The organism is Nocardioides renjunii, assembly GCF_034661175.1.
Classification (GTDB): Bacteria; Actinomycetota; Actinomycetes; order Propionibacteriales; family Nocardioidaceae; genus Nocardioides; species Nocardioides renjunii.
In genome coordinates, this window is record NZ_CP141058.1 from 988,208 (window position 1) to 1,013,363 (window position 25,156).

The window sequence follows — 25,156 nt, forward strand, 5'->3', positions numbered from 1 at the left end:
TCGACGACCGCTCGATGATGGCCCCATGACCGCACCCTGGACGCCCGGCACGGTGGCCGTGCCCGGCGCCGTGCTCGCCTTCTCCGTGCTCGGCGACCTGGCCACGGCCACGCCCGACGCGCCGCCGCTCGTGCTGGCCGGGTCACCCATGGACAGCACCGGGTTCGGCAGCCTCGCCGCCGCGCTCGGCACCGATCGGGTGCTCGTGCTGACCGACCCGCGCAACACCGGCCGGAGCACGCGCGAGGACGACACCGCCGCCGTCACGCCCGAGGAGCACGCCGAGGACCTGCACGCCCTCGTCCGGACCCTCGGTGCTGGCCCCGTCGACGTCCTCGCCTCGTCCGGGGCGGCCGTCAACTTCCTGCACCTCGTCGCCGCCCACCCCGACGACGTACGCGTCCTGGTGGCGCACGAGCCGCCGATGACCGCGCTGCTGCCCGACGCGGACGCGATCGCGCGGGTGTGCGCCGACATGGTCGCCACCTACGACGCCTCCGGCCTCGGTCCGGCCATGGCCCGGTTCATCGGGCTGGTGGTGCATCGGGGCGAGGTGACCGGCGACGAGCCGGCCCCGGACCCCGCGATGTTCGGCCTGCCGACCGACGACGACGGCTCGCGCAACGACCCGTTGATGGCCAACATGCGCGGCGAGGGCGTCACCCGCGTGCCGGACCTCGAGGCGGTGCGCCGCGCACCGACGCGGGTCGTCGTGGCGGTGGGGGAGGAGTCGGGCGGACCCACCGACGGCGAGGTCGCCGGCCGGTCGGCGTACGCGCTGGCGGCAGCGCTCGGGCAGGAGCCGGTGGTGTTCCCCGGCGGCCACAACGGCTTCCTGGGCGGGGAGCTCGGTCAGACCGGCAAGCCGCAGGAGTTCGCGGCGCGGCTGACCGAGGTGCTCGCGGCTACCAGGTGAGCTCGATCTCCACCTCGTTGGACTCGCCGAGCTCCACCTCCACCTTGAGGTTCACCTGCTCGGGCACGGAGACCGTGATGCGACCACCGTCGCGCAGGAACTCCACCGAGTTGTGCTTGGCGAGGGAGTCGGCGAGGGCGCGCAGCCTGGTCGCGGCCTCCTCGCGGGTCATCGTCCGGGTCTCGTCCATCTCGAAGAGGTCCATGGGGCCCAACCTAGCCCTCGCTCGACGTCACAGCCCCAGCATGCGCCCGATGATCTCCTTCTGGATCTCCGTGGTGCCGCCGTAGATCGTCTGGATCCGCGAGTCGGTGTAGGACTTGGAGATCGGGTACTCGTCCATGTAGCCGTAGCCGCCGTGCAGCTGCACGCCCGCGTCCACGACCCGCTTCTGCAGCTCGGTGGTCCACCACTTCGCCATCGAGGCGAGGGAGGTGTCGACCTCGCCGGCGTTGAGGCGCAGCACGCAGTCGTTGATGAAGACCCGGGCGATGTGGGCCTCGGTGGCCATCTCGGCGAGCACGAACCGGTTGTGCTGGAACGACCCGATCGGCTTGCCGAAGGCCTCCCGCTCCCGGGCGTAGGCCAGGCACAGGTCGAGGACGTGCTCGATGGCGGCCACCGCGATGCACCCGATCGAGATGCGCTCCTGCGGCAGGTTCTCCATCAGCGCGACGAAGCCGGACCCCTCGGCGCCGAGCAGGTTCTCCTTCGGCACGCGTACGTCGGTGAACGACAGCTCGGCGGTGTCCTGGGCGTGCAGGCCCATCTTGGCGAGGTTGCGGCCGCGCTCGAAGCCGTCCATGCCCCGCTCGACGACGAGCAGCGAGATGCCCTGGTGCCCGGCGTCGGGGTCGGTGCGGCACACGACGACCACCAGGTCGGCCAGGATGCCGTTGGAGATGAACGTCTTCGAGCCGTTGAGGACGTAGTGGTCGCCGGCGTCGACGCCGGTCGTACGGATGCCCTGCAGGTCCGAGCCCGCACCCGGCTCGGTCATCGCGATGGCGGTCACGAGGTCGCCGGAGACGCAGCCGGGCAGCCACCGCCGCTTCTGCTCCTCGGTGCCCAGCGAGGAGAGGTAGGGGACGATGATGTCGGTGTGCACGGCGAAGCCGGGGCCGGAGGCGCCGGCGCGGGCGGACTCCTCGGCGAGCACCATGTTGTAGCGGAAGTCGCGTATCCCCGGTCCGCCGTGGGCCTCGTCCACGTCGAAGCACAGCAGCCCGCGCTCACCGGCGCGGCGCCACACCTCGCGGTCGACGATGCCGTCACGCTCCCACTGCGCGTGGAACGGCACCACCTCCTTGTCGAAGAAGGCGCGCGCGACGGCGCGGAAGTCCTCGTGCTCCTGCTCGAGGATGCTGGGGCGCTCAGGCATGGCGACGACTCCTGTCGGCGGGGTGGTCCCGCGGGGTGAGGTGGTGCGGCGGGGCCGCACCTACGGTGGCGGGATGGGTCTGGTGAGCACGTCGATACGCGCAACGCACCTCGTCACCAACGCCGCCTGGTTCGGTGGCTCGCTCTTCGGTGCGGTGGGCCTCAACCCGGCCGCGCGCGAGCCCGACACCCGGCGCGAGCAGGTCGAGGTCTCCGGCACCGGGTGGGAGCGCTGGGGACCGGTGCAGGGGGCGGCGATCGCGCTGCACCTGCTGAGCGGCATCGCGATCACCGCCGACAACCGCAACCGGGTCGCCGGACACGCGACGACGACCGTCACCACCGTCGCCAAGGCGCTGCTCACCGGCGCGGCGGTCGCCTCCACGGCTGCCTCGTACGTCCACGGCGAGCGCCTCGGACGCGCCGAGGGCGAGGACGGCCACCCGCGCGACCTGCGCGCCGCCGAGCACGCGCGGCGCAGACTGTCGTGGCTGCAGTGGGCCACGCCGGCGCTCACCGGCGCCCTGCTGGTGCTCGACGCCGAGCTCGGTGAGCAGCAGCGTGGGGCGGCGGGTCTGCTGGACCGGCGCTGGTGAGCGCACGGGTCAGGACACCCATTCCTTGACCCGGGCGACCGTGGCCGCGGGGTCGTCGGAGACCGGCGTGATGTTGAGGTCGGTGACGCCCGCCTCGCCGAACGCGGCGATGCGCTCCTTGACGTAGGACTCCGGGCCCACGAGGTTCGCCGCCTCGAGCCACTCGGCCGGGACCAGCGCCTCGGCCTCCTTCTTCTTGCCCGAGAGATAGAGGTCCTGGATCTCCTCGGCCTCCTGCTCGTAGCCGTAGGCGCGGGCGACGTCGTTGTAGAAGTTCTTGCCCTTGGCGCCCATGCCGCCGACGTAGAGGGCGAAGATCGGTCGCGCGAGGTCGAGCAGCGCCTTGGTGTCCGGGCCCTCGCCGATGGCGACCATCCCGCCCGCCATCACCCGCAGCGGGGCGAGGCCCTCCTGCCGCTCGGCGTTGCCTGCGGCGAGCGCGTCGCCCCAGACGAGGTGCGACTTCTCGGGGTGGAAGAGGTGGGGGATCCAGCCGTCGGCGATCTGCGCGGTCTGCTCGACGTTCCTGGGCCCGAGGGCGGCGATCCAGATGGGGATGGTGTCGCGCTCCGGCCGCGTCAGCAGCTTGAGCGGCTTGCCGAGCCCGGTGACGGCGCCGTCGTCCTTGGTCAGCGGCAGGTGGAACTCGCCGTCGGCGGTGAGCGGCTCACGCCGGAGGCCGCTGCGGATGATCTCGACGACCTCGGCCGTGCGGGCCATCGGCCGGCGGTAGGGCACCCCGTGGAAGCCCTCGATCACCTGCGGTCCGCTGACCCCGATGCCGAGGATCGCGCGCCCGCCGCTGACGTTGTCGAGCCCGGCCGCCGTCTGGAGCAGGGCGCCGGGCGTGCGCGAGTAGATGTTGAGGATCCCGGAGCCGATCTGCACCGTCTCGGTCTTCGCCGCGAGGTAGCCCATGAGCGTGGGGGAGTCGAAGCCGTAGGCCTCCGCGACCCACACGCTGTCGAGGCCGGCCTTCTCCAGCGCGACCACCCGGTCGGCCGCGGTGCGGGGGTTGCCGTCGTACATCAGCAGGGTCGCGAGGCGCATGCCGCAATCGTGACAGTGGAACTGTCACGATGGCAAGGTCGATACTCGGGCATGGGCCTCATCACTGACGTACGGGTGCGCCAGCCCGCCCGGCACGACCTCGTCGCACGCACGTTCCTCGTCGCCGGCGTCGGCAACGGGTTCGAGGGCACCATCGGCATCCGGGTGCTCGATCCCCGTGGCCGGGTGCTGGCCGAGGAGTCCGCACAGTCGGAGGGCGGGATGGCCGGCGTCGGCGCCTTCTCGGCACGGGTCACCGTGGCGAGTCCGCCGCGCGACGGCACCCGCCTGACGGTGCAGGTCTTCGGCGACAACCCGGGCCTGCCCGACGAGGGGCCCAGCCCGGGGTTCCACACCCGCGAGGTCGAGGTCGTGATGTTCGCCGACCTCCGCGGCTGGCTGCTCTACCGCGTGGAGACCGGCGACACGCTGACCTCGATCGTGCGGAAGCTGCGCGACTTCACGCGTACGACGGTCGCGCAGGTGGTCGCGGCCAACCCGGCGATCACCGACCCCGACGCGATCCGCGTCGGCCAGCGGCTGCGGATCCCCCAGAAGGACTGACGAGGCTTGTCACCGAACCGTGATCGCGGAAGATCCGAGCCACCAGGTGACTCGGATCTTCCACGATCAGGGTTCGGGTCGAGAAGACGTCAGCTGGGCAGGCCCGTGATCCTGGCGGCGATGCCCTCGAGGACGTTGGACGGGCGCTGCTCCTCGCCGGCCTGGGCGCTGACGACGACCAGGGCGCCGGTGAGGACGGGGACCGCCCACTGGAGCAGCTTGAGCTGACGCTGCGCGGCGGCGACGTCGGCGGGGGTGGTGCTGGCCGGCTCCGTGCCCGACTCGGCGGGCACGGCGGTCTCGGCCGAGACCCGCTTGCCGAGGACGCGGCTGTAGGCGGTGACGCCGAGGGCGGCCGCGGTGAGGCCGGTCTTGATCAGCACGGTGCGGGTGGCGCCCTTCTGGGCCTTCGCGCGACCGGCGTCGCTGCCGAGCATGCCGATGCTGCCGATGACGTGGGCAGCGATGGCCGCGGCGTTGACCGGGGTCCACCGGTCCCAGCCGACGTTGGCCACGGCCCCGACGCGGCCGGGAGAGCCCGCCTCGGCGGCAGCGGGGTTGAGGGCCGTCGCGTTGGCGAGCGTGCCGCCGAACCAGGCGGCCAGGCCGACGTCGTGGAGCGAGCGGGACAGGGTGTTCGTGGACATGGGTCCTCCGGGGGTGGACGGGTCGGTGCGGAACTCGGTTCGTACCCGCCACCCCTCGATCCATGCCCGGCGCACCACCCGGAGGGGGGCCACCCCCGTGGGGCTCACCGACCGAGGTCGGGCACCACCTCGGCGCCCGGCAGGTCGACGAGCAGCCGACCCGGCAGCAGCAGCTTGGAGCGTCGCACGCCGCTGCCGAGGACGACGACGGGCTCGTCGAGGAGCGCCTCGTGCACCAGCACCCGCCAGCCCTCCGGCAGCCCCACCGGCGTGATCCCGCCGTGCTCCATGCCGGTCTCGGCGACCGCCCGGTCCATCGGCAGGAACGACGCCTTGCGCACGTCGAGCAGCTTGCGCACCAGCGTGTTGACGTCCGCGCGGGTGTCGGCGCGGACCACGCAGGCGGCGACCCGCTCCTCGCCCGCTCGCGCCCCGGCGACGACCACGCAGTTGCCGCTGGCGGTCATCGCGACGTCGTACGCCTCGCTCATCGCGGCCGTGTCGGCGAGGTCCGGGTCGATCTCCACGACGGCGACCTCCGCCGCCCCCGGCCACGCCGCCAGCGCCGCCGCGACGGGTGCCGCCAGCAGGTCGGGCCGGTCGGTGGCGGGCAGGCTGGTGAGGGCGGCCAGGGAGGGGAGCGTCACGCGGTCATCATGCGCCATTCACCTCGGGGTCATCGCTCGGCAGCACGGGGCCCCCACGCTGGGCCCATGACGGTGACCCGCGAGGCGCCCCTCGACCGGCCGGTCGAGGTGGCCCCGTCGTCGGCCGCGTCGCTCGTGCTCACGCCGGCCGTGGTCGCCCACCGGGGCGCGAGCGGGCACCGGCCCGAGCACACCCTCGAGGCCTACCGCACCGCCATCCGCATGGGGGTCGACGACATCGAGCTCGACCTGGTCGCCACCCGCGACGGCGTCCTCGTCGCCCGCCACGACCTCGAGCTCAGCGCCACCACCGACGTCGCCGACCGTCCCGAGCTGGCCCACCTGCGCCGCACCCTCTCCGTCGACGGCGAGGTGCAGCACGGCTGGTTCGTGCAGGACCTGACCCTGGCGCAGCTCAAGACGCTGGCCGCCCGCGAGCGGATGCCGCTCACCCGGCCGGGCAACACGGCCTACGACGGCGCGGAGGGCGTGCCCACGCTCAACGAGGTGCTGGCGATGGTCGGCGCGGAGTCGGCCCGCCGCGGCCGCACGGTCGGGGTGCTGCTCGAGCTCAAGCACGCCACCCACCACGACCTCGCCGGGCTGCCGCTGGACACCCCGCTGCTGCGCGACCTGGCCCGCCACGGCCTCGACCACCCGTGGGCGCGGGTGGGCATCATGTCGTTCGAGACGACGGTCCTGCGCCGGCTGGCCGGGCGCACGCGGCTGCCGATCATCCAGCTGGTGGAGCCGTCGTCGTGCCGTCCCGCCGACCTGCTGGCGGCGGGGGACCCGCGCACCTACGGCGACCTGCTCACCCCCGAGGGCCTGGCGTGGATCGACGACTACGCCGACGGCATCGGGCCGCACAAGTCGATGGTGCTGCCGTGCGACGCCGGTGGTGCGATCGGCGCCCCGTCGTCCCTGGTCCGCGACGCGCACCGCCACGGGCTCACCGTGCACGTGTGGACCGTGCGCGCCGAGAACCGGTTCCTGCCGAGCAACCTGCGCCGGGGCACGGCTCCCGACGCTCCGGGCGACATGGGCGCCGAGGTCCGGGCGCTGCTCGCCGCGGGTGTCGACGGCGTGATCACCGACCACCCGGAGGCCGCTCTCGCGGCGCTCCGCGAGAGCGTCGCGCCGCGCTCGCACCGGCGTACGCTCGGCGCCTGACGCTCACCTGCGTGAGGGCCACACGGTCGCGGCGAGGCCTGCGGCCCCGGCGGCGATCCACGGGATCGGCATCAGCCAGCGCATCTCGCCGGTGTCGACCACGTCGCCCTGGACCAGCGCCCAGACCAGCACCATCCCGGCGAAGGCGACGCCCATGACGAGGTGGGCGATGTTGACCGGGTGCCGGCCGGACGGCTTCTCGGGAGCGTCGAGGGGACCCACCATCGGCTCGTCGTAGCCGTAGATGTCGGCGTCGTAGCTGTTCTCGCTCATGACTGCTTCGTTCCTCTGCGTCAGGCCGCTTCGCGGACGATGATCTCGCCGCCGAGCAGGTCGATGGTGATGGACATGTCGGGCACCTGGTCGCCGCCGTCGAGGAAGGCGTCGAGGGTGATGTCGAAGCCGTCCTGGCGCTGGTCGAAGACCCGGACGTCGCCGCCCACGACCTGAGCCCGCACGTCGACGTCCACGCCCTCGGGCACGATCACCTCGACGCGGCCGCCGACGCCGTCGACGGTGATGTCGCGTCCGTCGAGCTCGTCGACGTCGGACACGTCGGACAGGTCCAGGACGAGCTCGCCGCCGCCGAACTCGTAGCTGTCCTGCACCGCGGCGGCGCTGACGGGGGTGTAGAGGCGGTCCTCGTCCTCGACGGTGCTGCCGATGGTCGCCGCGGCCGTGGCCAGGGCGGCCACCAGGCCGAGGGCGATGAGGCCGCCCGCGCGGCCCCAGAAGGAGCCGACCAGCAGCATCGCGGCGATGATGCCGAGGGCGAGCGCCGGGTAGGCGCTGTCGGTGACGTCTGCCCCGGCCAGGTCGACCACGCCGAGGACCCCCTCGGCGAGTGCGACCAGGGCGAGGGTGAAGAAGAAGAGGATGGGTCCGCGCCGGCGCGGGTTGCGGAACTGTCGGGGCCCGCGCGGGCGGGCGTACCGCTCCCACTGCGGCTCGGTGCCGGGCCCCGCTGAGTACGGGTCGGCGTACGGGTCGGCGTACGGGTCGGCGTACGGATCGACGTACGGATCGGCGGAGGTGCCGTCGGTGGCACCGGGGGGAGTGGCGTAGGTCGGTGCCGCGTAGCCGTACCCGCTGCGCGAGCCGCCCTTGTCCTTGCGGTGCAGGAACCACACGACCAGCGCCGCGATGATCGCCAGCGGCCAGGGGAACCAGAACGCGCCGGCCCAGTCGCCCACGGCGCACAGCACGGCGAGCACGCCGATGCCGCCGAGCGCGAGCGTGCGGCTGCGCGGGTCGAGGCCGAGCGGCTCGTCGTCGGTGCCCTCCTCGGGCACCAGGATCCAGGCGCCGACGTAGGCCAGCAGGCCCGCGCCGCCGAAGAAGACCGCCACGACGAGGGCGACCCGCACGATGACGGCGTCGACGTCGAGGTGCCGGGCGAGGCCGCCGGCGACACCGGCGATGTGCCGGTCGGTGACGCTGCGGCGCAGCCGGCCCAGGTCCTTCATCTCCTCGCGGCTGACGCGGGGACCGGAGGGCCGGCCCGGCCCGCCGGGAGGCGGGGTGGGGTGCTCGGTGGTGGGGCTTGCTTCGTCCATGGCTCAACTCTCGTCGGCGGGGGCGGGTCGCACCATCGGGGACAGCCCTGATTCGCGGCCCCGATCCCGCGCGCCACCCCCGGGGACGACTCAGGGTCGGCTCGGGGTCGGTCCTCGGGTCGATCCTCATGGTCGCGCACGCGCGTGCCTGCGACGATGGAGCCACGATGACCCACACCTACCCCGTCCGGCCCGGCGCTCCCCGCCGTGCCTACCGCGACATGACCGCGCCGCTCGCCGGCGGTGTCGCGTCCGGCCTGGCCGAGCACCTGGCCCTGCCCGTGCTGTGGGTGCGGGGGTTCTTCGTGGCCACCGCCTTCCTCGGCGGGTTCGGCCTGATGCTCTACGCCGGCCTGTGGGTGTTCCTGCCCGCCGACCAGCGCTTCGAGCACAGTGCGCCGGGGCTGGAGAGCGCCACCCGCACCGGCAAGCGCCCGGGTCGCCGCTCGCGCCTGCGCGACGCCGGTCCGGCCATCGCGCTGGGTGCGCTGTTCTTCGGGGTGGTCCTCGGCGTCGAGCAGATCTTCGGCCAGGGCGTGCTGTTCTGGCCGGTCGTGCTCGGCATCGCCGGCATCGGCCTGCTGTGGCGGCAGGCCGACGAGGCCCAGCGCGAGCGATGGATGGACTCCTCCGGTCGCATCGACCCGTTCCGGGCGATCTTCGGCAGCGGCGGCTGGGCCGCCTACGGCCGCATCGGTGCGGGGCTCGGGCTGATCGTGACCGCCCTCATCGTCTTCGCCGTCGCCGCCGGCCAGGCGACCTTCGCCGTGCCGGTGCTGGTGGCCGGGCTGCTGGGCCTGCTGGGGCTCGCGATCGTCGTCGGTCCCTGGGCGATGCGGCTCATCGACGACCTCAGCGCCGAGCGGGCCGAGCGCGTGCGGACCCAGGAGCGGGCCGACATGGCCGCGCACCTGCACGACTCGGTCCTCCAGACGCTCGCGCTGATCCAGAAGAACTCGCACGACTCGACGGCGGTCGCCCGGCTGGCGCGCTCGCAGGAGCGCGACCTGCGCCAGTGGCTGTTCGAGGCGGAGACCGCCGACGCCACCACCCTCGCCGGCGCGCTCAAGGAGATGGCCGCCGAGGTGGAGACGCAGCACAACGTCGTCGTGGACGTCGTGACCGTCGGCGACTGCCCCCTCGGCGACGAGCTCCGGCCGGTGGTCCACGCCGCCCGAGAGGCCGTGGTCAACGTCGCCAAGCACGCCGGCACCCAGCGCGCCGACGTCTACGCCGAGACCTCGCCGTCCGCGGTGGACGTCTTCGTCCGCGACCGCGGCACCGGCTTCGACGTCGACGGCGTCGCCGGCGACCGGCACGGGGTCCGCAGCAGCATCGTCGACCGGATGTCGCGCCACGGCGGGCGGGCGGACGTACGCTCGGCCCCCGGCGAGGGCACCGAGGTGCGGCTGCACATGCCGCGCGACCGCGCGCACGCCCAGACCGATACCCACCCCCAGAACCACCCCCAGACCCACCCCCAAGACGAGGAGAACCGATGAACCAGGCCAGCCCAGGTGGAGCCGTGCGCGTCGTCCTCGTCGACGACCACGCGATGTTCCGCGCCGGCGTCCGCGCCGAGCTGGCCGCGACGGGCGCGGGGGTCGTCGAGGTCGTCGGCGAGGCCGCCGACGCCGACGCCGCGGTCGCCGTCGTGCGCGACCTCCGCCCGCAGGTCGTGCTTCTCGACGTGCACCTGCCCGGCGGCGGCGGGGTCGAGGTGATGCGGCGCCAGCCCTCGCCCGACACCTGCTACCTCGCGCTGTCGGTCTCGGACGCGGCCGAGGACGTCATCGGCACCATCCGCGGCGGCGCCCGCGGCTACGTCACCAAGACGATCACCGGTCCGGAGCTCGTCGACGCGATCACCCGGGTGGCGGGCGGCGACGCGGTGTTCTCACCCCGGCTGGCCGGCTTCGTGCTCGACGCCTTCGCCGGCTCGATCGACGTCGCGGCCGTCGACGAGGACCTCGACCGGCTCACCGAGCGCGAGCGCGAAGTGATGCGCCTCATCGCCCGCGGCTACGCCTACAAGGAGGTGGCCAAGGAGCTCTACATCTCGGTGAAGACGGTGGAGACCCACATGTCCTCGGTGCTCCGCAAGCTGCAGCTCTCCAGCCGCCACGAGCTGACCAAGTGGGCCTCGGACCGCCGCCTGCTCTGATCGCCGCACGACGCCCGTCGGGGTGGTGACGATTGACAGAACGGCGCCGACGCGGTGGGGTCGGAGGATTCCCCTTCCCACTCGGAAATCGAGGCGCCCGTGGCCGACTCCGCCACCATCCCCCGTCCCGACGAGGACGACAGTGAGCTCAAGCGCTCCATCACCGGCCGCCTCCTCTTCTTCTACACGCTCGGCGACGTGCTCGGCTCGGGCATCTACGTCCTCATCGGACTGGTCGCCGCAGCCGTCGGCGGCGCGTTCTGGATCGCCTTCGCCCTCGGCGTGACCATCGCGGCGATCACCGGGTCGGCCTACGCCGAGCTGGTGACGAAGTACCCCCAGGCCGCCGGCGCCTCCCTCTACGTCAACAAGGCCTTCGGCAACCGGCCGCTCACCTTCCTGATCACCGTGTCGTTCCTCGCCGCGAGCATGGCGGCGTCGGGCTCGCTCGCCGTCGGCTTCGCGTCCTACTTCGAGACCCTGTGGTCCGGTCCGCCCGCCCTGCTCATCTCGCTGGTCTTCGTGGCGCTGCTGGTGGTCGTGAACTTCATCGGCATCACCGAGTCGGTGTGGATGAACATGCTGATGACCTTCGTCGAGGTCGCCGGCCTGCTCATCGTGCTGGTCATCGCGGTCGTCCACATCGCCGAGGGCAACGCCGACTTCGGCGTGCTCACCGAGATCGACACCTCGGGCGACTACGGCAGCCCGGCCCTGGCCGTGCTTGCCGGCATCTCGTTCTCCTTCTTCGCCATGACCGGCTTCGAGAACACGGCCAACGTCGCCGAGGAGACCATCGACCCCTACAAGGCCTTCCCGCGCTCGCTGGTCGGCGGCATGGTCGTGGCCGGCCTGGTCTACGTCCTGGTGTCGATGGCTGCCGCCCTGACGGTGCCGACCGAGACGCTGGCCACCTCGGACGCCGCGCTGCTCGAGGTCGTCAAGGCAGGCATCCTGCCGATCTCGACCGACTTCATGACCACGCTGTTCTCCATCATCGCCCTCGTCGCGATCACCAACACCACGCTGGTCACGATCGTCACCCAGCCGCGCGTCCTCTACGGCATGGCCCGCGAGGACGTGGTGCCCGCCGTCTTCGCCAAGATCCACCCGGTCCGCCGCAGTCCCTGGGTCGGCCTGATCTTCTCCGGTGCCGTGGTGGCGTCGCTGCTCGTCATCGGCACCCTCGTCACCGAGGCCGGTGGCGGCATCGACCTCGTCGGGCGCCTCGCCACCGTCACCGTCGTGCTCCTCCTGGCCATCTACGCGATCGTCATCGTGGCGTGCCTCAAGCTGCGTGGGCGCGACGAGGACCACCCGTTCTTCCGGGCCAACACGCCGCTGCTCTTCGTCGGCCTGGTCGGCAACCTCGCGATCCTCTACTTCACGATCTACGACGACCCGCACTCGCTGATCTGGTGCGCGGGCCTGCTCGGCGTCGGGTTCGTGCTCTTCCTCGCCGAGTACTTCTTCGGCAGCAAGGGCACCGGCTCGTCGACTCCGCCACTCGACCAGGAGGTCTGACATGCACGTCATCGTCGCCACGGACGGATCGCGGCAGTCGCTCGCCGCGGCCAAGCACCTCAAGTCCTTCGCGGACCCGGGGAAGGTCACCGACATCTCCGTGGTGGCGGTGATCCGCCCGCTGGCCTCGGTCGCGTTCGCCGACGACCTCTCCGAGGAGAACAAGTGGCCGGCCGGCTCGTTCCGCGACGCCGCCGAGAGCGCGGTCGCGACGATCGCGAAGGTCTTCGACGGCTGGGGACCCAAGGTGCACAAGCGCATCCGGAGCGGCTCCGCGGCCAACGAGATCATCAAGGCCGCCAAGCAGTACGACGCCGGCCTGGTCGTGGTCGCCGCCGGTGGCCGCGGGCTGAGCGACGCGGTCCTGCTGGGCAGCACCGCGCAGCGCGTGCAGCACTACGCACCCTGCCCGGTGCTCGTCGTGCGCCCCGCTCCCCGCAAGCCGCGCAAGCGCTGAGCCGCCTAGGGTGTCCGCATGGAGACCCTGCGGCTGGTGCTGCTCCTCATCCACGTCCTCGGCTTCGCCGCGCTGCTCGGCGGCCTCCTGGTGCAGGTGCGCGAGCCGCACAAGGTCGTCAACCCGCCGATGCGCGACGGAGCCGGTACGGCGTTCCTGGCCGGGCTGCTGCTCGTCGGCGTGCTCGAGGCGGGCGACACGGACGTGGACCACGCCAAGATCGGCGTGAAGTTCGGCATCGGCCTGGTCATCCTGGTCCTGGTGATGGTCAACATGCGCAAGCCGCGCATCCCGCAGGGGCTCTACCTCGGTCTGCTCGTGCTGACGGTCGCCAACATCGCGGTCGCCATCTTCTGGTCGCCCGTGCACACCTGAGGTCGGCGACCGGGGCTGTCCCACCCGCCGCCTAGGCTGGGGACGACATGAGCCCCACCGACACCTCCCTCGATCAGGCCGCGACGGACCACCCCCTCCTCGAGGGCCTCAACGAGCCCCAGCGTGCGGCCGTGACGCACGCCGGCGCGCCCCTGCTCGTCGTCGCCGGCGCCGGCTCGGGCAAGACCCGGGTGCTGACGCGTCGGATCGCCTGGCTCATCGACGAGCGCAAGGCCCACCCGGGCTCGATCCTGGCGATCACCTTCACCAACAAGGCCGCGGCCGAGATGAAGGAGCGGGTCGAGGATCTCGTCGGCCGGCGCGCCCGGATCATGTGGGTCTCGACGTTCCACTCCTCGTGCGTGCGCATCCTGCGCAAGGAGATCGACCGGGTCGGGTTCAAGTCCAACTTCTCGATCTACGACGCCGCGGACTCCAAGCGGCTGATGACGCTCGTGCTGCGCGACCTCGAGCTCGACCCCAAGCGCTACCAGCCCAACGCCGTGCTGCACTGGGTCTCGGACCAGAAGAACGAGCTGCGCGACGCCGAGGACGCCGCCAAGGAGGCCCGCAACTCGTTCGAGGAGGCCTACGCCTCGGCCTACACCCACTACCAGCGCCGCCTGCGCGAGGCCAACGCCCTCGACTTCGACGACCTCATCATGACGACGGTGCACCTGCTCCAGGCGTTCCCCGACGTGCGCGAGAACTACCGCCGCCGGTTCCGCCACGTCCTCGTCGACGAGTACCAGGACACCAACCACGCGCAGTACAGCCTCATCCAGCAGCTGTGCGGGCAGTCCTTCGAGGAGACCGGGACGGCCGACGCCGAGGAAGCAGGGGAGCGGGTCGGCCCGAGCGAGCTGATGGTCGTCGGCGACGCCGACCAGTCGATCTACGCCTTCCGCGGGGCCGACATCCGCAACATCCTCGACTTCGAGCAGGACTTCCCCGACGCGTCGACCATTCTCCTCGAGCAGAACTACCGCTCCACGCAGACGATCCTGACCGCCGCGAACTCGGTCATCGGCAACAACCGCGGGCGCAAGCCCAAGCGGCTGTGGACCGACGCGGGCGACGGCGAGCGGATCGTCGGCTACGTCTCCGACGACGAGCACGACGAGGCGCGCTTCGTCAGCGAGGAGATCGACAAGCTCGTCGACGACGCGGGGGTCCGGCCCGCCGACGTCGCGGTGTTCTACCGCACCAACGCCCAGTCCCGGGTGTTCGAGGAGGTGTTCATCCGCACCGGCCAGCCCTACAAGGTCGTGGGCGGGGTGCGCTTCTACGAGCGCCGCGAGGTCCGCGACGCGCTGGCCTACCTGCGCATGCTGGTCAACACCGCCGACGAGATCTCGCTCCGACGGGTGCTCAACACCCCCAAGCGCGGCATCGGCGACCGGGCTGAGGCCTGCATCGCCGCCCTCGCCGAGCGGGACCGGACCACCTTCTGGGAGGCGCTCACCCGCGCCGCCGAGGCGCCGGGCCTGGCGACCCGCAGCCTCAAGAACATCGAGGCGTTCGTCGCGATGGTGCAGGAGATCCAGTCGATGGTCGAGGCCGACGAGCGCCCCGACGTCATCCTCGAGTCCGTCCTGGAGCGCTCGGGCTACCTCAGCGAGCTCGAGGCGAGCGACGACCCCCAGGACGCCACCCGGGTGGAGAACCTCGCCGAGCTCGTCGCGGTCGCCCGCGAGTTCGCCGAGGACCCGCAGCCGGGTCCGAGCGCCGACCCTGCCGACATCGAGGCCGGGACCGTGGCGGTCGGCCTCGGTGACTTCCTCGAGCGGGTGGCCCTCGTGGCCGACGCCGACCAGATCCCCGACTCGCCCGACGGCGACGACTCCGGGGTCGTGACGCTGATGACGCTGCACACCGCGAAGGGGCTCGAGTTCCCCGTCGTCTTCCTCACCGGGCTGGAGGACGGCGTCTTCCCCCACCAGCGCTCGCTCGGTGACCAGCCCGAGCTGGAGGAGGAGCGCCGCCTCGCCTACGTCGGCCTCACCCGGGCCCAGCAGCGGCTCTACGTCTCCCGGGCGCTGGTCAGGTCGGCCTGGGGAGCGCCCAGCCACAACCCGGCCAGCCGCTTCCTCGACGAGCTGCCTGTCGACCTCGTCGACTGGCGCCGCACGGCCGTCGAGCAGACGCGCTGGGGGCGACCCGACCTCACCGGCGGCTCGACGCGCCTCGGCACGCCGACCGACGCCGGCCGGCGCAACTTCTCCTCAGCGGCGATGCGCGCCGACGTCGCCGCCAAGTCCAAGCCGGCCCGGCCGATCCCGAGCCTCGAGCCGGGCGACCGGGTCGTGCACGACTCGTTCGGCATGGGCACGGTCGTGGCGGTCGACGGCGTCGCGGAGAAGTCGGTCGCCTCGATCGACTTCGGCTCCGAGGGCGTCAAGCGCCTGCTGCTGCGCTACGCGCCGGTGGAGAAGCTCTAGCGGCGGGCTCCCGCCGGTCGGGACCGATGCTCGGCGTACGTCATGGGTGCTGGTCGCCGGGGCGACCGTCGGCGATGACGCTGCTGCCGTACGTCATGGGTGCTGGTCGCCGGGGCGACCGCCGGCCATGACGCTGTCGTACGTCATGGCCCGGCCTCGGTCACGGAACGATGCCGTGCTCGACGAAGGCCTGGAACGGGTCGACGGGGTCGCCGCCGCCGGGCCGCACCTCGAGGTGGAGGTGGGAGCCGGTCACGTTGCCGGTGGTGCCGACGGTGCCGATGACCTCGCCGCCGTTGACGCGGTCGCCGACCGAGACGTAGGTCGACGTCTGGTGGCAGAACCAGATCTCGGTGCCGTCGTCGAGGGTGATGACCGTCTTGTTGCCGTAGGCCCCGTCGTAGCCGGTCTCGGTGACCGTGCCGTTGGCGACCGCGATGATCGGGTCACCGCTGTTGGCGTTGAAGTCCAGGCCGGTGTGGTAGCTGGCCCAGAGGCCGTACTGCCCGAACGTCGCGGTGATGCCGTAGCTCTCGAGGGGGAGAACCCACTTGTTCTCCTTGATCTTCGCCGCCTGCTGCTCGGCGGCCCGGCGCATCTCCTCGAGCTTGGCCGCACGCTCGGCCATCTGCTTCTCGGCCAGGGCGAGGAGCTCGGGATCGGTCTCCTCGCCGGCCTCGCGGGTGGCGCTGCGGCTCGCGATGGCACCGCGGCGCGCGAGCGCCTGGCCGCTGATCGAGCCGACGGCGCCGCTGGCCTCGAGGGAGGAGCCCGTGGGGGTCAGGTTCGAGACGCCGGCACCGGACGCGGTGACGGCTCCACCGGCGGAGATGGCCAGGACGGCGACACCTGCCACGAGGGGCAGGGAAGGCAGGCTGCGGACCGCCGAGCGGCGGGGCGGCGTCGATGCGCGCCGCTTGCCGGTCACGGGTGCAGCCGGTGCCGAGGTGCGACGCTTGGGAGCGCGCTCCGCTCGGTGGTTGCCCATAGGGGTATTTACCAATCTGCCGGGTCAGGGGGGTCGGGTCGGCAAGACCGCGCACGACTGTAACGGAAAGATCACGGGAAAGTGCAACCCTCGACCAAATCGGTGGAGGTACCCGCCTCACCGGCCGCTATGCGGACGCCCGAGCAGCCGCCGGCTCGGCCGCCCGATCAGACGCGGGCCGCCTGGTAGCGCTCCAGCGCCTCCGCGCGCTCCGCGGCGTGGTCGACGATCCGGGGCGGGTAGCCATGCTCGTAGCCGACGTCGGACTTCCACGGCTCGTGCGCGGCCTTGCCGGGCAGGTGCGCGAGCTCGGGGACCCAGCGGCGTACGTAGTCGCCCTGCGGGTCGAACTTGAGGCCCTGCGTCACGGGGTTGAAGACCCGGAAGTAGGGCGAGGCGTCCGTGCCGGTGCCGGCCACCCACTGCCAGCCGTGGTTGTTGGACGCCACGTCGCCGTCGATCAGCAGGTCGAGGAAGTGGCGCGCCCCGACCCCCCACCACACGTGGAGGTCCTTGGTGAGGAACGAGGCGGTGATCATCCGCAGCCGGTTGTGCATCCAGCCCACCTGCATCATCTGGCGCATCCCCGCGTCCACGATGGGATAGCCGGTCGTGCCGCTCTTCCACGCCTCGATCGCGTCAACCGGGTCGTCGTAGCGCATCCCGCGCAGTGCCGGCTTGAGGTCGGCCCAGGCGGAGGCGGGGTGGTGCCACAGCACGTCGGCGTAGAACTCGCGCCAGGCGATCTCGTTGGCGTACGTCGAGCGGGTGTCCATCTCGGCCAGCAGGGACCGCGGGTGCAGGACCCCGAGGTGGAGGTAGGGCGACAGGCGCGACGTGCCGTCGTGGTCGGGCCGGTTGCGCTCGGTCTTGTAGTGGCGCAGGCCGTCGTCGCGGAAGGCGCGCCACCGGCGCCATGCGGCGTCCTCGCCGGCCCCGGGCAGGTCGAGCGGTGCGTCGGCCACGGCCTGCTCGAGGAGGCGGACCGCCTTCGGGTCCGAGTCGGCCGGCACGAGGTCGGGGGACCGGGGCGCGGCCGCGGGCTCGGGCCACCCGCGCTCGCGCCAGGCCCGCGCGTAGGCGCTGAAGACCTGGTAGGGCCCGCCGCTGCCGTTGCGCACCAGGCCGGGCCCGACGGCGTACGGCGAGCCGGTGGGCACGAGCTCGACGCGTCCGCCGACCGCGTCGTCGCGGCGGCGGCCGTAGGGCGTGGTCTCGGCCGAGACGTGCACGCGGCGTCCGTCCGCGAGCCGCGGCACGACCTCGCGCGGGTCGCCGTGGTGGATGGCGAGCGGGATGCGCTCGGCGAGCGAGAGGACGTTGGCGGCGAGCCAGGCGCGGCGCGCGGCCCCGGCGCCGTCCCACACGGCCGGGTCGACGACGAACAGCGCCGCCGCCGGCCCCTCGTCGAGCGCCGCGAGGAGCGCGGGGTTGTCGCGCAGCCGCAGGTCGCGCCGGAACCACATCACCGAGGTGCTCGAGGTGGACATGTCCTCCAACGTAGCCCGACCGTGTAGCCCGACGGTGTGCTCCGACGGTGACGACCACCACGCGCACCCGACCTCGTGCGACCCACCGGACAGGACTAGGGTGCCGAGAGGAAATCCCGCGCACTGTTGCAGACGAAAAGGACTGGGTACGCCGTGGATCTGATGGAGTTTCAGGCGAAGGAGCTCTTCGCCAAGCATGGAGTGGTGACCACCCTGGGTGTCGTCGCCGAGACCCCGGAGGCCGCCCGAGCAGCCGCCGAGGAGATGGGCGGGGTCACGGTCGTCAAGGCGCAGGTCAAGGCCGGCGGCCGCGGCAAGGCCGGTGGCGTGAAGATCGCCAAGACCGCCGACGAGGCCGAGTCCTACGCCCGCGACATCATCGGGATGGAGATCAAGGGCCTGCGCGTCAACCGCGTCCTGGTCACCCCGGCGACGCCGCCGGTGGAGGAGTACTACTTCTCCTTCCTGCTCGACCGCTCCAACCGCTCGCACCTGTGCATCGCATCGGTCGAGGGCGGCGTGGAGATCGAGGAGGTCGCCAAGACCAACCCCGACGCCGTGAAGCAGATCCGGATCGACGCCCTCGAGGGCGTCACGCCGGAGAAGGCCGCCGCGATCGTCGACGAGGCGAAGTTCCCCGCCGAGCTGCGCGACCAGGCCATCGAGATGGTCCAGAAGCTGTGGCAGGTCTACGTCGAGGAGGACGCCACCCTCGTCGAGGTCAACCCGCTCGCCCGCCTCGAAGGCGACAAGCTCGAGGCGCTGGACGGCAAGGTGTCCCTCGACGACAACGCCTCGGAGGTCCGCCACCCCGACCACGAGCAGTTCGAGATCCGCGAGGAGGCCGACCCCCTCGAGGCGAAGGCCAAGGACAAGGGCCTCAACTACGTCAAGCTCGACGGCCAGGTCGGCATCATCGGCAACGGCGCGGGGCTCGTGATGAGCACCCTCGACGTCGTCGCGTACGCCGGTGAGGCCCACGGCGGCGTGAAGCCCGCCAACTTCCTCGACATCGGCGGCGGCGCCAACGCCCAGGTGATGGCCGACGGCCTCGACGTGATCCTCAACGACGAGCAGGTCAAGAGCGTCTTCGTCAACGTCTTCGGCGGCATCACGGCGTGCGACGAGGTCGCCAACGGCATCAAGGGTGCCCTGGAGATCCTCGGCGACAGCGCCACCAAGCCGCTCGTCGTGCGCCTCGACGGCAACAACGTCGACAAGGGCCGCGCGATCCTCGACGAGCTCAACCACCCGCTGGTCACCCAGGTCGACACGATGGACGGCGCGGCCGACAAGGCCGCCGAGCTCGCCCACCAGGCCTGAGAGAGAGAACTGAACCGATGAGCATCTACCTCAACAAGGACAGCAAGATCATCGTCCAGGGCATGACGGGCGGCATGGGTGCCAAGCACACCACGCTGATGGTCGAGTCCGGCGCCAACATCGTCGGCGGCGTCAACGCACGCAAGGCCGGCACCACCGTCGAGCTCGGCGGCAAGGAGCTCCCCGTCTACGGCTCGGTCGCCGAGGCGATGAAGGAGACCGGCGCCGACGTGTCCGTCGCCTTCGTCCCGCCGGCGTTCACCAAGGACGCCTGCATCGAGGCCATCGACGCCGAGATCCCGCTCCTGGTCGTCATCACCGAGGGCGTGCCGGTGCTCGACACCGCCGAGGTCGTGCAGTACCTCGAGGGCAGGTCCACCCGCATGATCGGCCCGAACTGCCCGGGCATCATCACGCCGGAGGAGTCGCTGGCCGGCATCACCCCGCACACGATCGCGGGCAAGGGCCCCGTCGGCCTGGTCTCCAAGTCGGGCACGCTGACCTACCAGATGATGTTCGAGCTCAAGGACTTCGGCTTCACGACCGCCATCGGCATCGGCGGCGACCCGATCATCGGCACCACCCACATCGACGCGCTCGAGGCCTTCGAGAACGACCCGGAGACCAAGGCGATCGTGATGATCGGCGAGATCGGCGGCGACGCCGAGGAGCGCGCGGCGGCCTACATCAAGGAGCACGTCACCAAGCCGGTCGTCGGCTACGTGGCCGGGTTCACCGCCCCCGAGGGCAAGACCATGGGCCACGCCGGCGCCATCGTGTCCGGCTCCTCGGGCACCGCGCAGGCCAAGAAGGAGGCCCTCGAGGCCGCCGGAGTCAAGGTCGGCAAGACGCCGTCCGAGACCGCGGCCCTGATGCGCGAGGTCCTTCAGAACCTCTGATCGGCACCCGCGCCCGGGCGATCCGGACGGCTCCCCTCCAGACGGCTCCGCAGGTCATCCTGCGGGGCCGTCCGGCCGTCGTGGCGGATCTCGTGCCGGGTCGGCCGCCTCGCCTCCCAGAGCACGCGCCAGACGACGTGGGCGCCGAGCAGACGGACCGGCGCCACCGGAGAGACGCGCCGTGGCGACGGGAGGGTTGGGCAGGCCGAGCTGGCCAGCGTCGAAGGAATGGACATGTCTAGCACCCCGTTTTCGTGAACACACACATCGCTGGGACGATCCTTCCGGTGGTCTCGGTGACCTCGTCGGCCTGGCTGCCCAGCGATGCAAGCGACCCCTCACCGTACGTGGTGACCATCACTCGTGCCGAGCCCACACGCGTGACCTGGAAGACCGAGCTGCCCAGGCCGTCGCTGTAGGTCAGGCCCACCGTGACCGTGTCGTGCCCCGTGTCCCGGTCGAGCACCGTCCACACCTGGTTGCGGACCGTGCGGCAGTCGGAGGCGGCCGCGCGCAGCACGTCCATCGCGCCGACGGCCAGCTCGGCGTCCGCGTGGACGACCAGCTCGCGGCCCTCGAAGTACTCGGGGCCTGATGCTCCGGTGACCAGGCGGCGGACGCCACCGGGGGTGGCCGGCTGGGGCCACACGACGCGACCGCACATCTCCACCTCGCCCATCCCGTCCCCGTCGGGCGAGGGGGCGGACACGGTGGTGTCGCCGCCGTCCGCGGGGAGCCCGACGTCGAGGGGGAAGTCCTCGGGGACGGCAGAGGGCCCCTGGGTCGGCTCCGTCGGCTCCGTCGGCTGCGTCGGCTCCGTCGGCTGCTGGGTCGGCTGCTGGGTCGGCTGCTGGGCCGTCGTGTCGTCGTCGAACATGCGCAGCGCGGCGGTGGCCTCCCGGAGGGGCGCGACGGTCGAGGCGACGCCCTCCTCGAGCTCGTCCGCCGTCCACTGGCCGTAGGTCGAGGTGACGAGCAGCGCCGCCCCGGCCGGCAGGACGTGGACGACGGTGGCGCCGTCCCCCGGCTCGCCACCGATGGTCCAGGTCTGCACGAGGGTGGAGGCGGGTGCCGGGCCGAACGGCGACGCGCGCACCTCGGTGAGCGTCTCGGTGTCGCCCGCCCGGTCGGGCGTCTCGCACGCCGACGCCAGGTCGCTGATCGTCGTGGCCAGCCGGCCGGCCTCGTCGGCGCTGCCGAGGAGCACCAGCTCCCGGGTGTCGGCCGACTCGCCGCCGCTGTTGTCGGCGACCATCCGGTCCCGGAGTCCCAGGCCGCGGAGCGGCGTGCTGTGGCACAGCGTCAGGTCGCGGAGGCCGGTGCCGCTGCGCGACGTCGCGATGCGGTCGCCCGGTCCACCCATCCCGCTGGCCAGCGGGAAGTCGTCCGGGATCTCGGTGCGGGCGGGCTGCCCCGACGAGTCCGCGGCGCTGCCGCCCGAGGAGGCGGAGGCGTCCGGCGACCGGCCACCGCAGGAGGACAGTGCCAGCGCGCCGGCCAGCGCCCACGCCAGGGCCGGCACGGCTCCCGTCCGGGGGTGCAGGCGTCGCGTCATGCCCGGTATGACCACGGCGGCGGCCGAAAGGTTGCGCCAGGATCGCCCCGGATCCCACACCGGGTCACGCAGGGCTCAGGAGCTGAGCGTGGCCAGGCGCTCGAGGACCCGCCGCGACAGCGCGACGAAGTCGGTCCGCGACATCGTCATGTCGCGGTCGGGGGCGAAGCCGAGCTGCGACACCGCGGTGCCGTCGCGCACGATCGCCATCAGGAACGGGAACGACTGCCGGTCGTTGAGCTCGATCGTCAACGACCAGACGCTGAGGTCGGTGGCCCGGGACGAGGTGGACGCCAGCGGGGTGACGGTGGTGCCGAGGTTGGCCCGGCCGCAGTCGCGGATGCGGCTGCGCACCTGCTCGACGAAGTCGCGGGCCCGGGCCGCCTCCATGGCCCCGACCGTCTGGGTGAGGCCGAGCTGCGAGGCGTTGGGGGTCTCGGGGAAGAGGAAGGTCCGGGTCAGCGCCTTGCGGATGCCCTTGCCCTGGAAGCTCGTCCGGTCGCACCGCGTGGCGGCGTAGTTGGTCCGGGCCCGCTCGGGGTCGGTGCCCACCCACGGGCCGCGCACGGCCGAGACCGGCGGGAGGTCGACGACGGACAGCACGCCGGGCGGCGTACCGACGTCGAGCGGGCCGATGGCCCGGGCACGGGCGCGACCGGCGCAGGTGGCGGCGCCCTCGGAGCCGCACAGCCCGTTGACGGCGGCGGCCAGGCCGGTGGTCGCGGTCCGGTCGCTGACGGGCTTGCCCTGGCTGCGCACCACGTGGGTGACGACCATGCTGCCGGTGCGGGCCACGCCGACGGAGATGGTGGCCGGCTGCCTGCCCCACGTGCGGAGCCGGAACGTGCGGGCCTCGTCGCCGACGCGCTTGACCGTCCGGGTGGAGAGCAGCTGCGTGCGGGGATCGATGCAGCCGGCGTACCACATGGACGCCGTCTCGAAGCCCTGCTCGGCTCGCCGCTCGCCGCGCGACAGCTCGACCAGCTCGACGGCGGTCGACTCGATGCGGCTGACCTGCTCCTTGCGGGTGCGCTGCCGCTGGCCCCGGCCGACCTGCTTCTCCACGGTCCGGGTGGCCGAGCCGCGCCACGTGCGGGCGAGGGCGGTCACGGCGGCGGGGTCGGCGTAGCGCTCGCGCTGGCAGGGGGCGAGCAGCCCGTCGCCGCCGAGGTTGTCGGTGGTCGCGGTCTCGCGCCAGTCCAGTCCGGCGCCGTAGCGCTGCATCTGGTCGGGAGAGAGCAGTGCGTCCGCGCTGATGAGCTCCTCGCCCCCGGAGCTGGCGGACGGCGCGTGGACGGTGACGCCGGTGGTGGCCTTCTCCTCGCTCAGGCTGGTCGCCTCGGCACCCGCGCCCGTCGCGACGAGGGAGCCGGAGACCACGAGGGCGGCCGTCGCCACGGCGGCGCCGATCGCCGTGTGCGTACGACGCCGCGCGGCCCCGGCGCGCCGGATCACCGTGGCCCGGGGCCAGCGCGTCGACTCGAGGGGCGCCGCCAGGTCGTGGAGCAGCCGCGCGACCTCCGTCGTGGGGACGTCGCGGTGCAGGGAGAACTGGGCGGTCGCCGTCTGCAGCTCGCGCTCGGCGTCGGAGCGGGGCAGGCCCACCTCGCGGGAGATGTCGGAGAGGGAGAGCGTCGAGAGGCCGTTGAGCACGAGCAGCTCGCGCTGGCGTGCGGTGAGCTTGGAGAGCGCGTCGAGGGTGGCGCGCGCCTCGGCGTCGAGCGCCTTGTCGCGGTGCCAGATGCGGGCGGTGTGCCGGCGCCGGGCACGGCCCAGCGCGATCGGGCGGACGTAGCCGTCGCGGTCCTCGAGGGCCCCGACCTTGCGCCAGTGGTGCCACGCGACGACGAACGCGTCCCGCACGGCCGCGCGGGCCGCCGGCGCGTCGCCGGTCATCGCGTAGGCCTCGTGCAGGAGTCGGGTGCGTGTCTCGACGTAGTAGGCGTCGAACGTCTCGGGGCTCCTCATGACCGCTCCACGGTACGGGAGGGGCCCACGACGCGCACAACCCGACCGCAGCGGCGGCGAGGCCGCGCTGGGCGGCGTGGGAGCGTGATCCGTCCGGCCGGCCGGGTGATGATGGCCCGGTCATGACGTCGCTCCTCACCCGACCCGACAGCGCCCGGGCTGCCGCTGCGCGCCCGCGCCCCCTGGTCCTGATCGCGACGCTCGGCGGGGCGCTGGCCGCCCTGGGGCCGCTCGTCGTGCTGCTGGCGGCCGGTGTGATCGGCTGGTTCGTCACCGACGCGGGCGTGCACGGCGCACCCCGCGACGGGATGCGGATGGGCGCGCTCGCCTGGCTCGCCGGCCACGGCTCCGGCCTGACGGTCATGGGGGCGCGGATCACCCTCGTGCCGCTCGGCATCACGGCCGTCGCGGCGTGGTCGATGTGGCGCCTCGGCCACCGCGTCGGCGACTCGGTGTCCGGCCACGGTCCCGACGCCGACCGGATCTCCGACGGTGAGCGCGACCTCACCGTCCCGATCGCCATCGGCACGTTCTTCGCCGGCTACGCCGTGGTCGCCGTGGTGGTCGCCACCCTGGCCGCCGGTTCCGCTGTCGACCCCTCCGTGCCCCGCGTGCTGGGCTGGACGCTGCTGCTCACCGCCGCTGTCGCCGCCCCCGCCATCGCCGTCGGCTCGGGCCGCGCCGCGATCTGGGCGGCGCTCGTGCCGGCCGCCGTGCGTGCGGGAGCCGTCGTGGCGGGCGCCGTGCTGCGGAGCCTGCTGCTGGTCTCGGGCCTGCTCTTCGTCGTCGCGCTCGGACTGTCCTTCGGTGACGCGGCCACGATGACCTCCAGCCTGCACCCCAGCCCGTCGGAGGCCGGCCTCTACGCCCTGGTCAACGCCGCCTTCCTGCCCAACGCCGTGCTGTGCGCCGGCTCCTGGCTCCTCGGGCCCGGCTTCGCGGTCGGCGGCGCCACGCTGGTCTCGCCCGGCGCGGTCGTGCTCGGCCCGCTCCCGGTGGTGCCGCTCCTGGCCGCCCTCCCCGCAGCCGGTACGCCGCCGGGCTGGGTCGGTGCCCTGATGCTCCTGCCGCCCGTGGTGGCCGCGGTCGCCGCCCACCGTGCCCTGCGCACCCGGCCGCTGACCTGGGACCGGATCGCGCTCGCCGGCTGCGGTGGCGGTCTCGCGGCCGGCGTGGGGTTCGCCGTCCTCGCCTCGCTCGCCGGGGGCGCGGCCGGACCCGGCCGGATGCGGTTCGTGGGCCCGTTCGTGCCCGACGTGCTGGTGCACGCGATGACCGCGTGCGGCGTCGGCGCCCTCCTCGGTGCGTCGGTCCTCGCCCTCCCGGCGTGGCGCGCGGCGCGGGCACGGAGCGACGAGCCCGCGCCCGCACCGACGACCGCACCGACGACCGCACCGACGGCCGCACCGACCACCGCACCGACCACCGCTCCCGAGGACTGAC

At 72.8% G+C, this 25,156-nt stretch carries 24 protein-coding genes; 13 read left to right on the forward strand and 11 right to left on the reverse strand.

The window, feature by feature from the left end:
* The first annotated feature begins 25 nt into the window (after positions 1-25).
* Positions 26-916, forward strand: coding sequence for an alpha/beta fold hydrolase (locus tag SHK17_RS04675; RefSeq protein WP_322921222.1), 891 nt, complete (start codon positions 26-28; stop codon positions 914-916).
* Here SHK17_RS04675 and SHK17_RS04680 read toward each other — a convergent pair.
* The gene (locus SHK17_RS04680) at positions 906-1,121 is read right to left on the reverse strand and encodes an amphi-Trp domain-containing protein (protein WP_172270141.1); all 216 of its coding nucleotides are present in this window, start codon (positions 1,119-1,121) and stop codon (positions 906-908) included. The two genes, SHK17_RS04675 and SHK17_RS04680, sit on opposite strands and share 11 nt — an antisense overlap.
* Before the next feature lie 27 nt (positions 1,122-1,148).
* A complete protein-coding gene (locus tag SHK17_RS04685; protein WP_322921223.1) occupies positions 1,149-2,297 on the reverse strand; it encodes an acyl-CoA dehydrogenase family protein in 1,149 nt (382 codons plus the stop codon).
* 82 nt (positions 2,298-2,379) lie between these two features.
* Here SHK17_RS04685 and SHK17_RS04690 point away from each other — a divergent pair, with 82 nt between their 5' ends.
* Positions 2,380-2,892, forward strand: a complete 513-nt coding sequence (locus SHK17_RS04690; protein WP_322921224.1) for a hypothetical protein — start codon at positions 2,380-2,382, stop codon at positions 2,890-2,892.
* Between the two features lie 9 nt (positions 2,893-2,901).
* Here the strand turns inward: SHK17_RS04690 and SHK17_RS04695 are convergent, their stop codons facing one another.
* Positions 2,902-3,942 carry an LLM class F420-dependent oxidoreductase gene (locus tag SHK17_RS04695; protein ID WP_322921225.1) on the reverse strand — a complete coding sequence of 347 codons (1,041 nt, stop codon included), beginning with the start codon at positions 3,940-3,942 and terminating at the stop codon, positions 2,902-2,904.
* A gap of 51 nt (positions 3,943-3,993) precedes the next feature.
* Here SHK17_RS04695 and SHK17_RS04700 point away from each other — a divergent pair, with 51 nt between their 5' ends.
* On the forward strand, positions 3,994-4,506 hold the full coding sequence (locus SHK17_RS04700) for a Gmad2 immunoglobulin-like domain-containing protein (protein ID WP_322921226.1): 513 nt from the start codon (positions 3,994-3,996) through the stop codon (positions 4,504-4,506).
* Between the two features lie 89 nt (positions 4,507-4,595).
* Here SHK17_RS04700 and SHK17_RS04705 read toward each other — a convergent pair whose 3' ends face one another.
* The gene (locus tag SHK17_RS04705) at positions 4,596-5,153 is read right to left on the reverse strand and encodes a hypothetical protein (protein WP_322425790.1); all 558 of its coding nucleotides are present in this window, start codon (positions 5,151-5,153) and stop codon (positions 4,596-4,598) included.
* A gap of 104 nt (positions 5,154-5,257) precedes the next feature.
* A complete protein-coding gene (locus SHK17_RS04710; RefSeq protein ID WP_322921228.1) occupies positions 5,258-5,800 on the reverse strand; it encodes a YbaK/EbsC family protein in 543 nt (180 codons plus the stop codon).
* Positions 5,801-5,866: 66 nt separating this feature from the next.
* On the opposite strand from SHK17_RS04710, the gene SHK17_RS04715 reads away from it, so the two are divergent.
* Positions 5,867-6,973 carry a glycerophosphodiester phosphodiesterase family protein gene (locus SHK17_RS04715; RefSeq protein WP_322921230.1) on the forward strand — a complete coding sequence of 369 codons (1,107 nt, stop codon included), beginning with the start codon at positions 5,867-5,869 and terminating at the stop codon, positions 6,971-6,973.
* A 3-nt stretch (positions 6,974-6,976) separates the two neighbouring features.
* Here SHK17_RS04715 and SHK17_RS04720 read toward each other — a convergent pair whose 3' ends face one another.
* Both SHK17_RS04720 and SHK17_RS04725 read right to left on the reverse strand, forming a co-directional pair.
* On the reverse strand, positions 6,977-7,246 hold the full coding sequence (locus SHK17_RS04720) for a hypothetical protein (protein WP_172270157.1): 270 nt from the start codon (positions 7,244-7,246) through the stop codon (positions 6,977-6,979).
* Between the two features lie 20 nt (positions 7,247-7,266).
* Entirely contained in the window at positions 7,267-8,529 is a 1,263-nt protein-coding gene (locus SHK17_RS04725; RefSeq protein WP_322921231.1) for a PspC domain-containing protein, read from the reverse strand.
* 167 nt (positions 8,530-8,696) lie between these two features.
* On the opposite strand from SHK17_RS04725, the gene SHK17_RS04730 reads away from it, so the two are divergent.
* The 6 genes from SHK17_RS04730 (at position 8,697) to pcrA (ending at position 15,490) form a co-directional block, all read left to right on the forward strand.
* Complete coding sequence (locus tag SHK17_RS04730; protein ID WP_322921233.1) at positions 8,697-10,031, forward strand: PspC domain-containing protein; 1,335 nt, start codon at positions 8,697-8,699, stop codon at positions 10,029-10,031.
* A complete protein-coding gene (locus SHK17_RS04735) occupies positions 10,028-10,693 on the forward strand; it encodes a LuxR C-terminal-related transcriptional regulator (RefSeq protein ID WP_172270163.1) in 666 nt (221 codons plus the stop codon). The genes SHK17_RS04730 and SHK17_RS04735 overlap by 4 nt, the downstream gene beginning before the upstream one ends.
* Positions 10,694-10,792: 99 nt before the next feature.
* On the forward strand, positions 10,793-12,217 hold the full coding sequence (locus tag SHK17_RS04740; RefSeq protein ID WP_216652115.1) for an APC family permease: 1,425 nt from the start codon (positions 10,793-10,795) through the stop codon (positions 12,215-12,217).
* A 1-nt stretch (position 12,218) separates the two neighbouring features.
* On the forward strand, positions 12,219-12,674 hold the full coding sequence (locus SHK17_RS04745) for a universal stress protein (RefSeq protein ID WP_172270167.1): 456 nt from the start codon (positions 12,219-12,221) through the stop codon (positions 12,672-12,674).
* An 18-nt stretch (positions 12,675-12,692) separates the two neighbouring features.
* Positions 12,693-13,049 carry a hypothetical protein gene (locus SHK17_RS04750; RefSeq protein ID WP_322921234.1) on the forward strand — a complete coding sequence of 119 codons (357 nt, stop codon included), beginning with the start codon at positions 12,693-12,695 and terminating at the stop codon, positions 13,047-13,049.
* Positions 13,050-13,096: 47 nt separating this feature from the next.
* Positions 13,097-15,490, forward strand: coding sequence for a DNA helicase PcrA (pcrA, locus tag SHK17_RS04755; protein ID WP_322921235.1), 2,394 nt, complete (start codon positions 13,097-13,099; stop codon positions 15,488-15,490).
* 160 nt (positions 15,491-15,650) lie between these two features.
* On the opposite strand, the gene SHK17_RS04760 is transcribed toward pcrA, so the two are convergent.
* On the reverse strand, positions 15,651-16,346 hold the full coding sequence (locus SHK17_RS04760) for a M23 family metallopeptidase (RefSeq protein ID WP_216652116.1): 696 nt from the start codon (positions 16,344-16,346) through the stop codon (positions 15,651-15,653).
* Positions 16,347-16,645: 299 nt separating this feature from the next.
* Positions 16,646-17,968: a cryptochrome/photolyase family protein gene (locus SHK17_RS04765; protein WP_322921236.1), complete on the reverse strand. Its 1,323-nt coding sequence runs from the start codon at positions 17,966-17,968 to the stop codon at positions 16,646-16,648.
* 153 nt (positions 17,969-18,121) lie between these two features.
* On the opposite strand from SHK17_RS04765, the gene sucC reads away from it, so the two are divergent.
* Both sucC and sucD read left to right on the forward strand, forming a co-directional pair.
* Positions 18,122-19,291, forward strand: a complete 1,170-nt coding sequence (gene sucC / locus SHK17_RS04770; protein ID WP_172270173.1) for an ADP-forming succinate--CoA ligase subunit beta — start codon at positions 18,122-18,124, stop codon at positions 19,289-19,291.
* Between the two features lie 17 nt (positions 19,292-19,308).
* Positions 19,309-20,190 (forward strand): succinate--CoA ligase subunit alpha, encoded by an 882-nt coding sequence (gene sucD, locus SHK17_RS04775; RefSeq protein WP_322921237.1) that lies wholly within the window; start codon positions 19,309-19,311, stop codon positions 20,188-20,190.
* A gap of 238 nt (positions 20,191-20,428) precedes the next feature.
* Here sucD and SHK17_RS04780 read toward each other — a convergent pair whose 3' ends face one another.
* On the reverse strand, positions 20,429-21,745 hold the full coding sequence (locus SHK17_RS04780; RefSeq protein ID WP_322921238.1) for a hypothetical protein: 1,317 nt from the start codon (positions 21,743-21,745) through the stop codon (positions 20,429-20,431).
* A gap of 75 nt (positions 21,746-21,820) precedes the next feature.
* Positions 21,821-23,713: a SigE family RNA polymerase sigma factor gene (locus SHK17_RS04785; protein ID WP_322921239.1), complete on the reverse strand. Its 1,893-nt coding sequence runs from the start codon at positions 23,711-23,713 to the stop codon at positions 21,821-21,823.
* Positions 23,714-23,835: 122 nt separating this feature from the next.
* Between SHK17_RS04785 and SHK17_RS04790 the strand changes: the two genes are divergently transcribed.
* Complete coding sequence (locus tag SHK17_RS04790; RefSeq protein ID WP_322921240.1) at positions 23,836-25,155, forward strand: cell division protein PerM; 1,320 nt, start codon at positions 23,836-23,838, stop codon at positions 25,153-25,155.
* The last annotated feature ends 1 nt before the right edge of the window (position 25,156 follow it).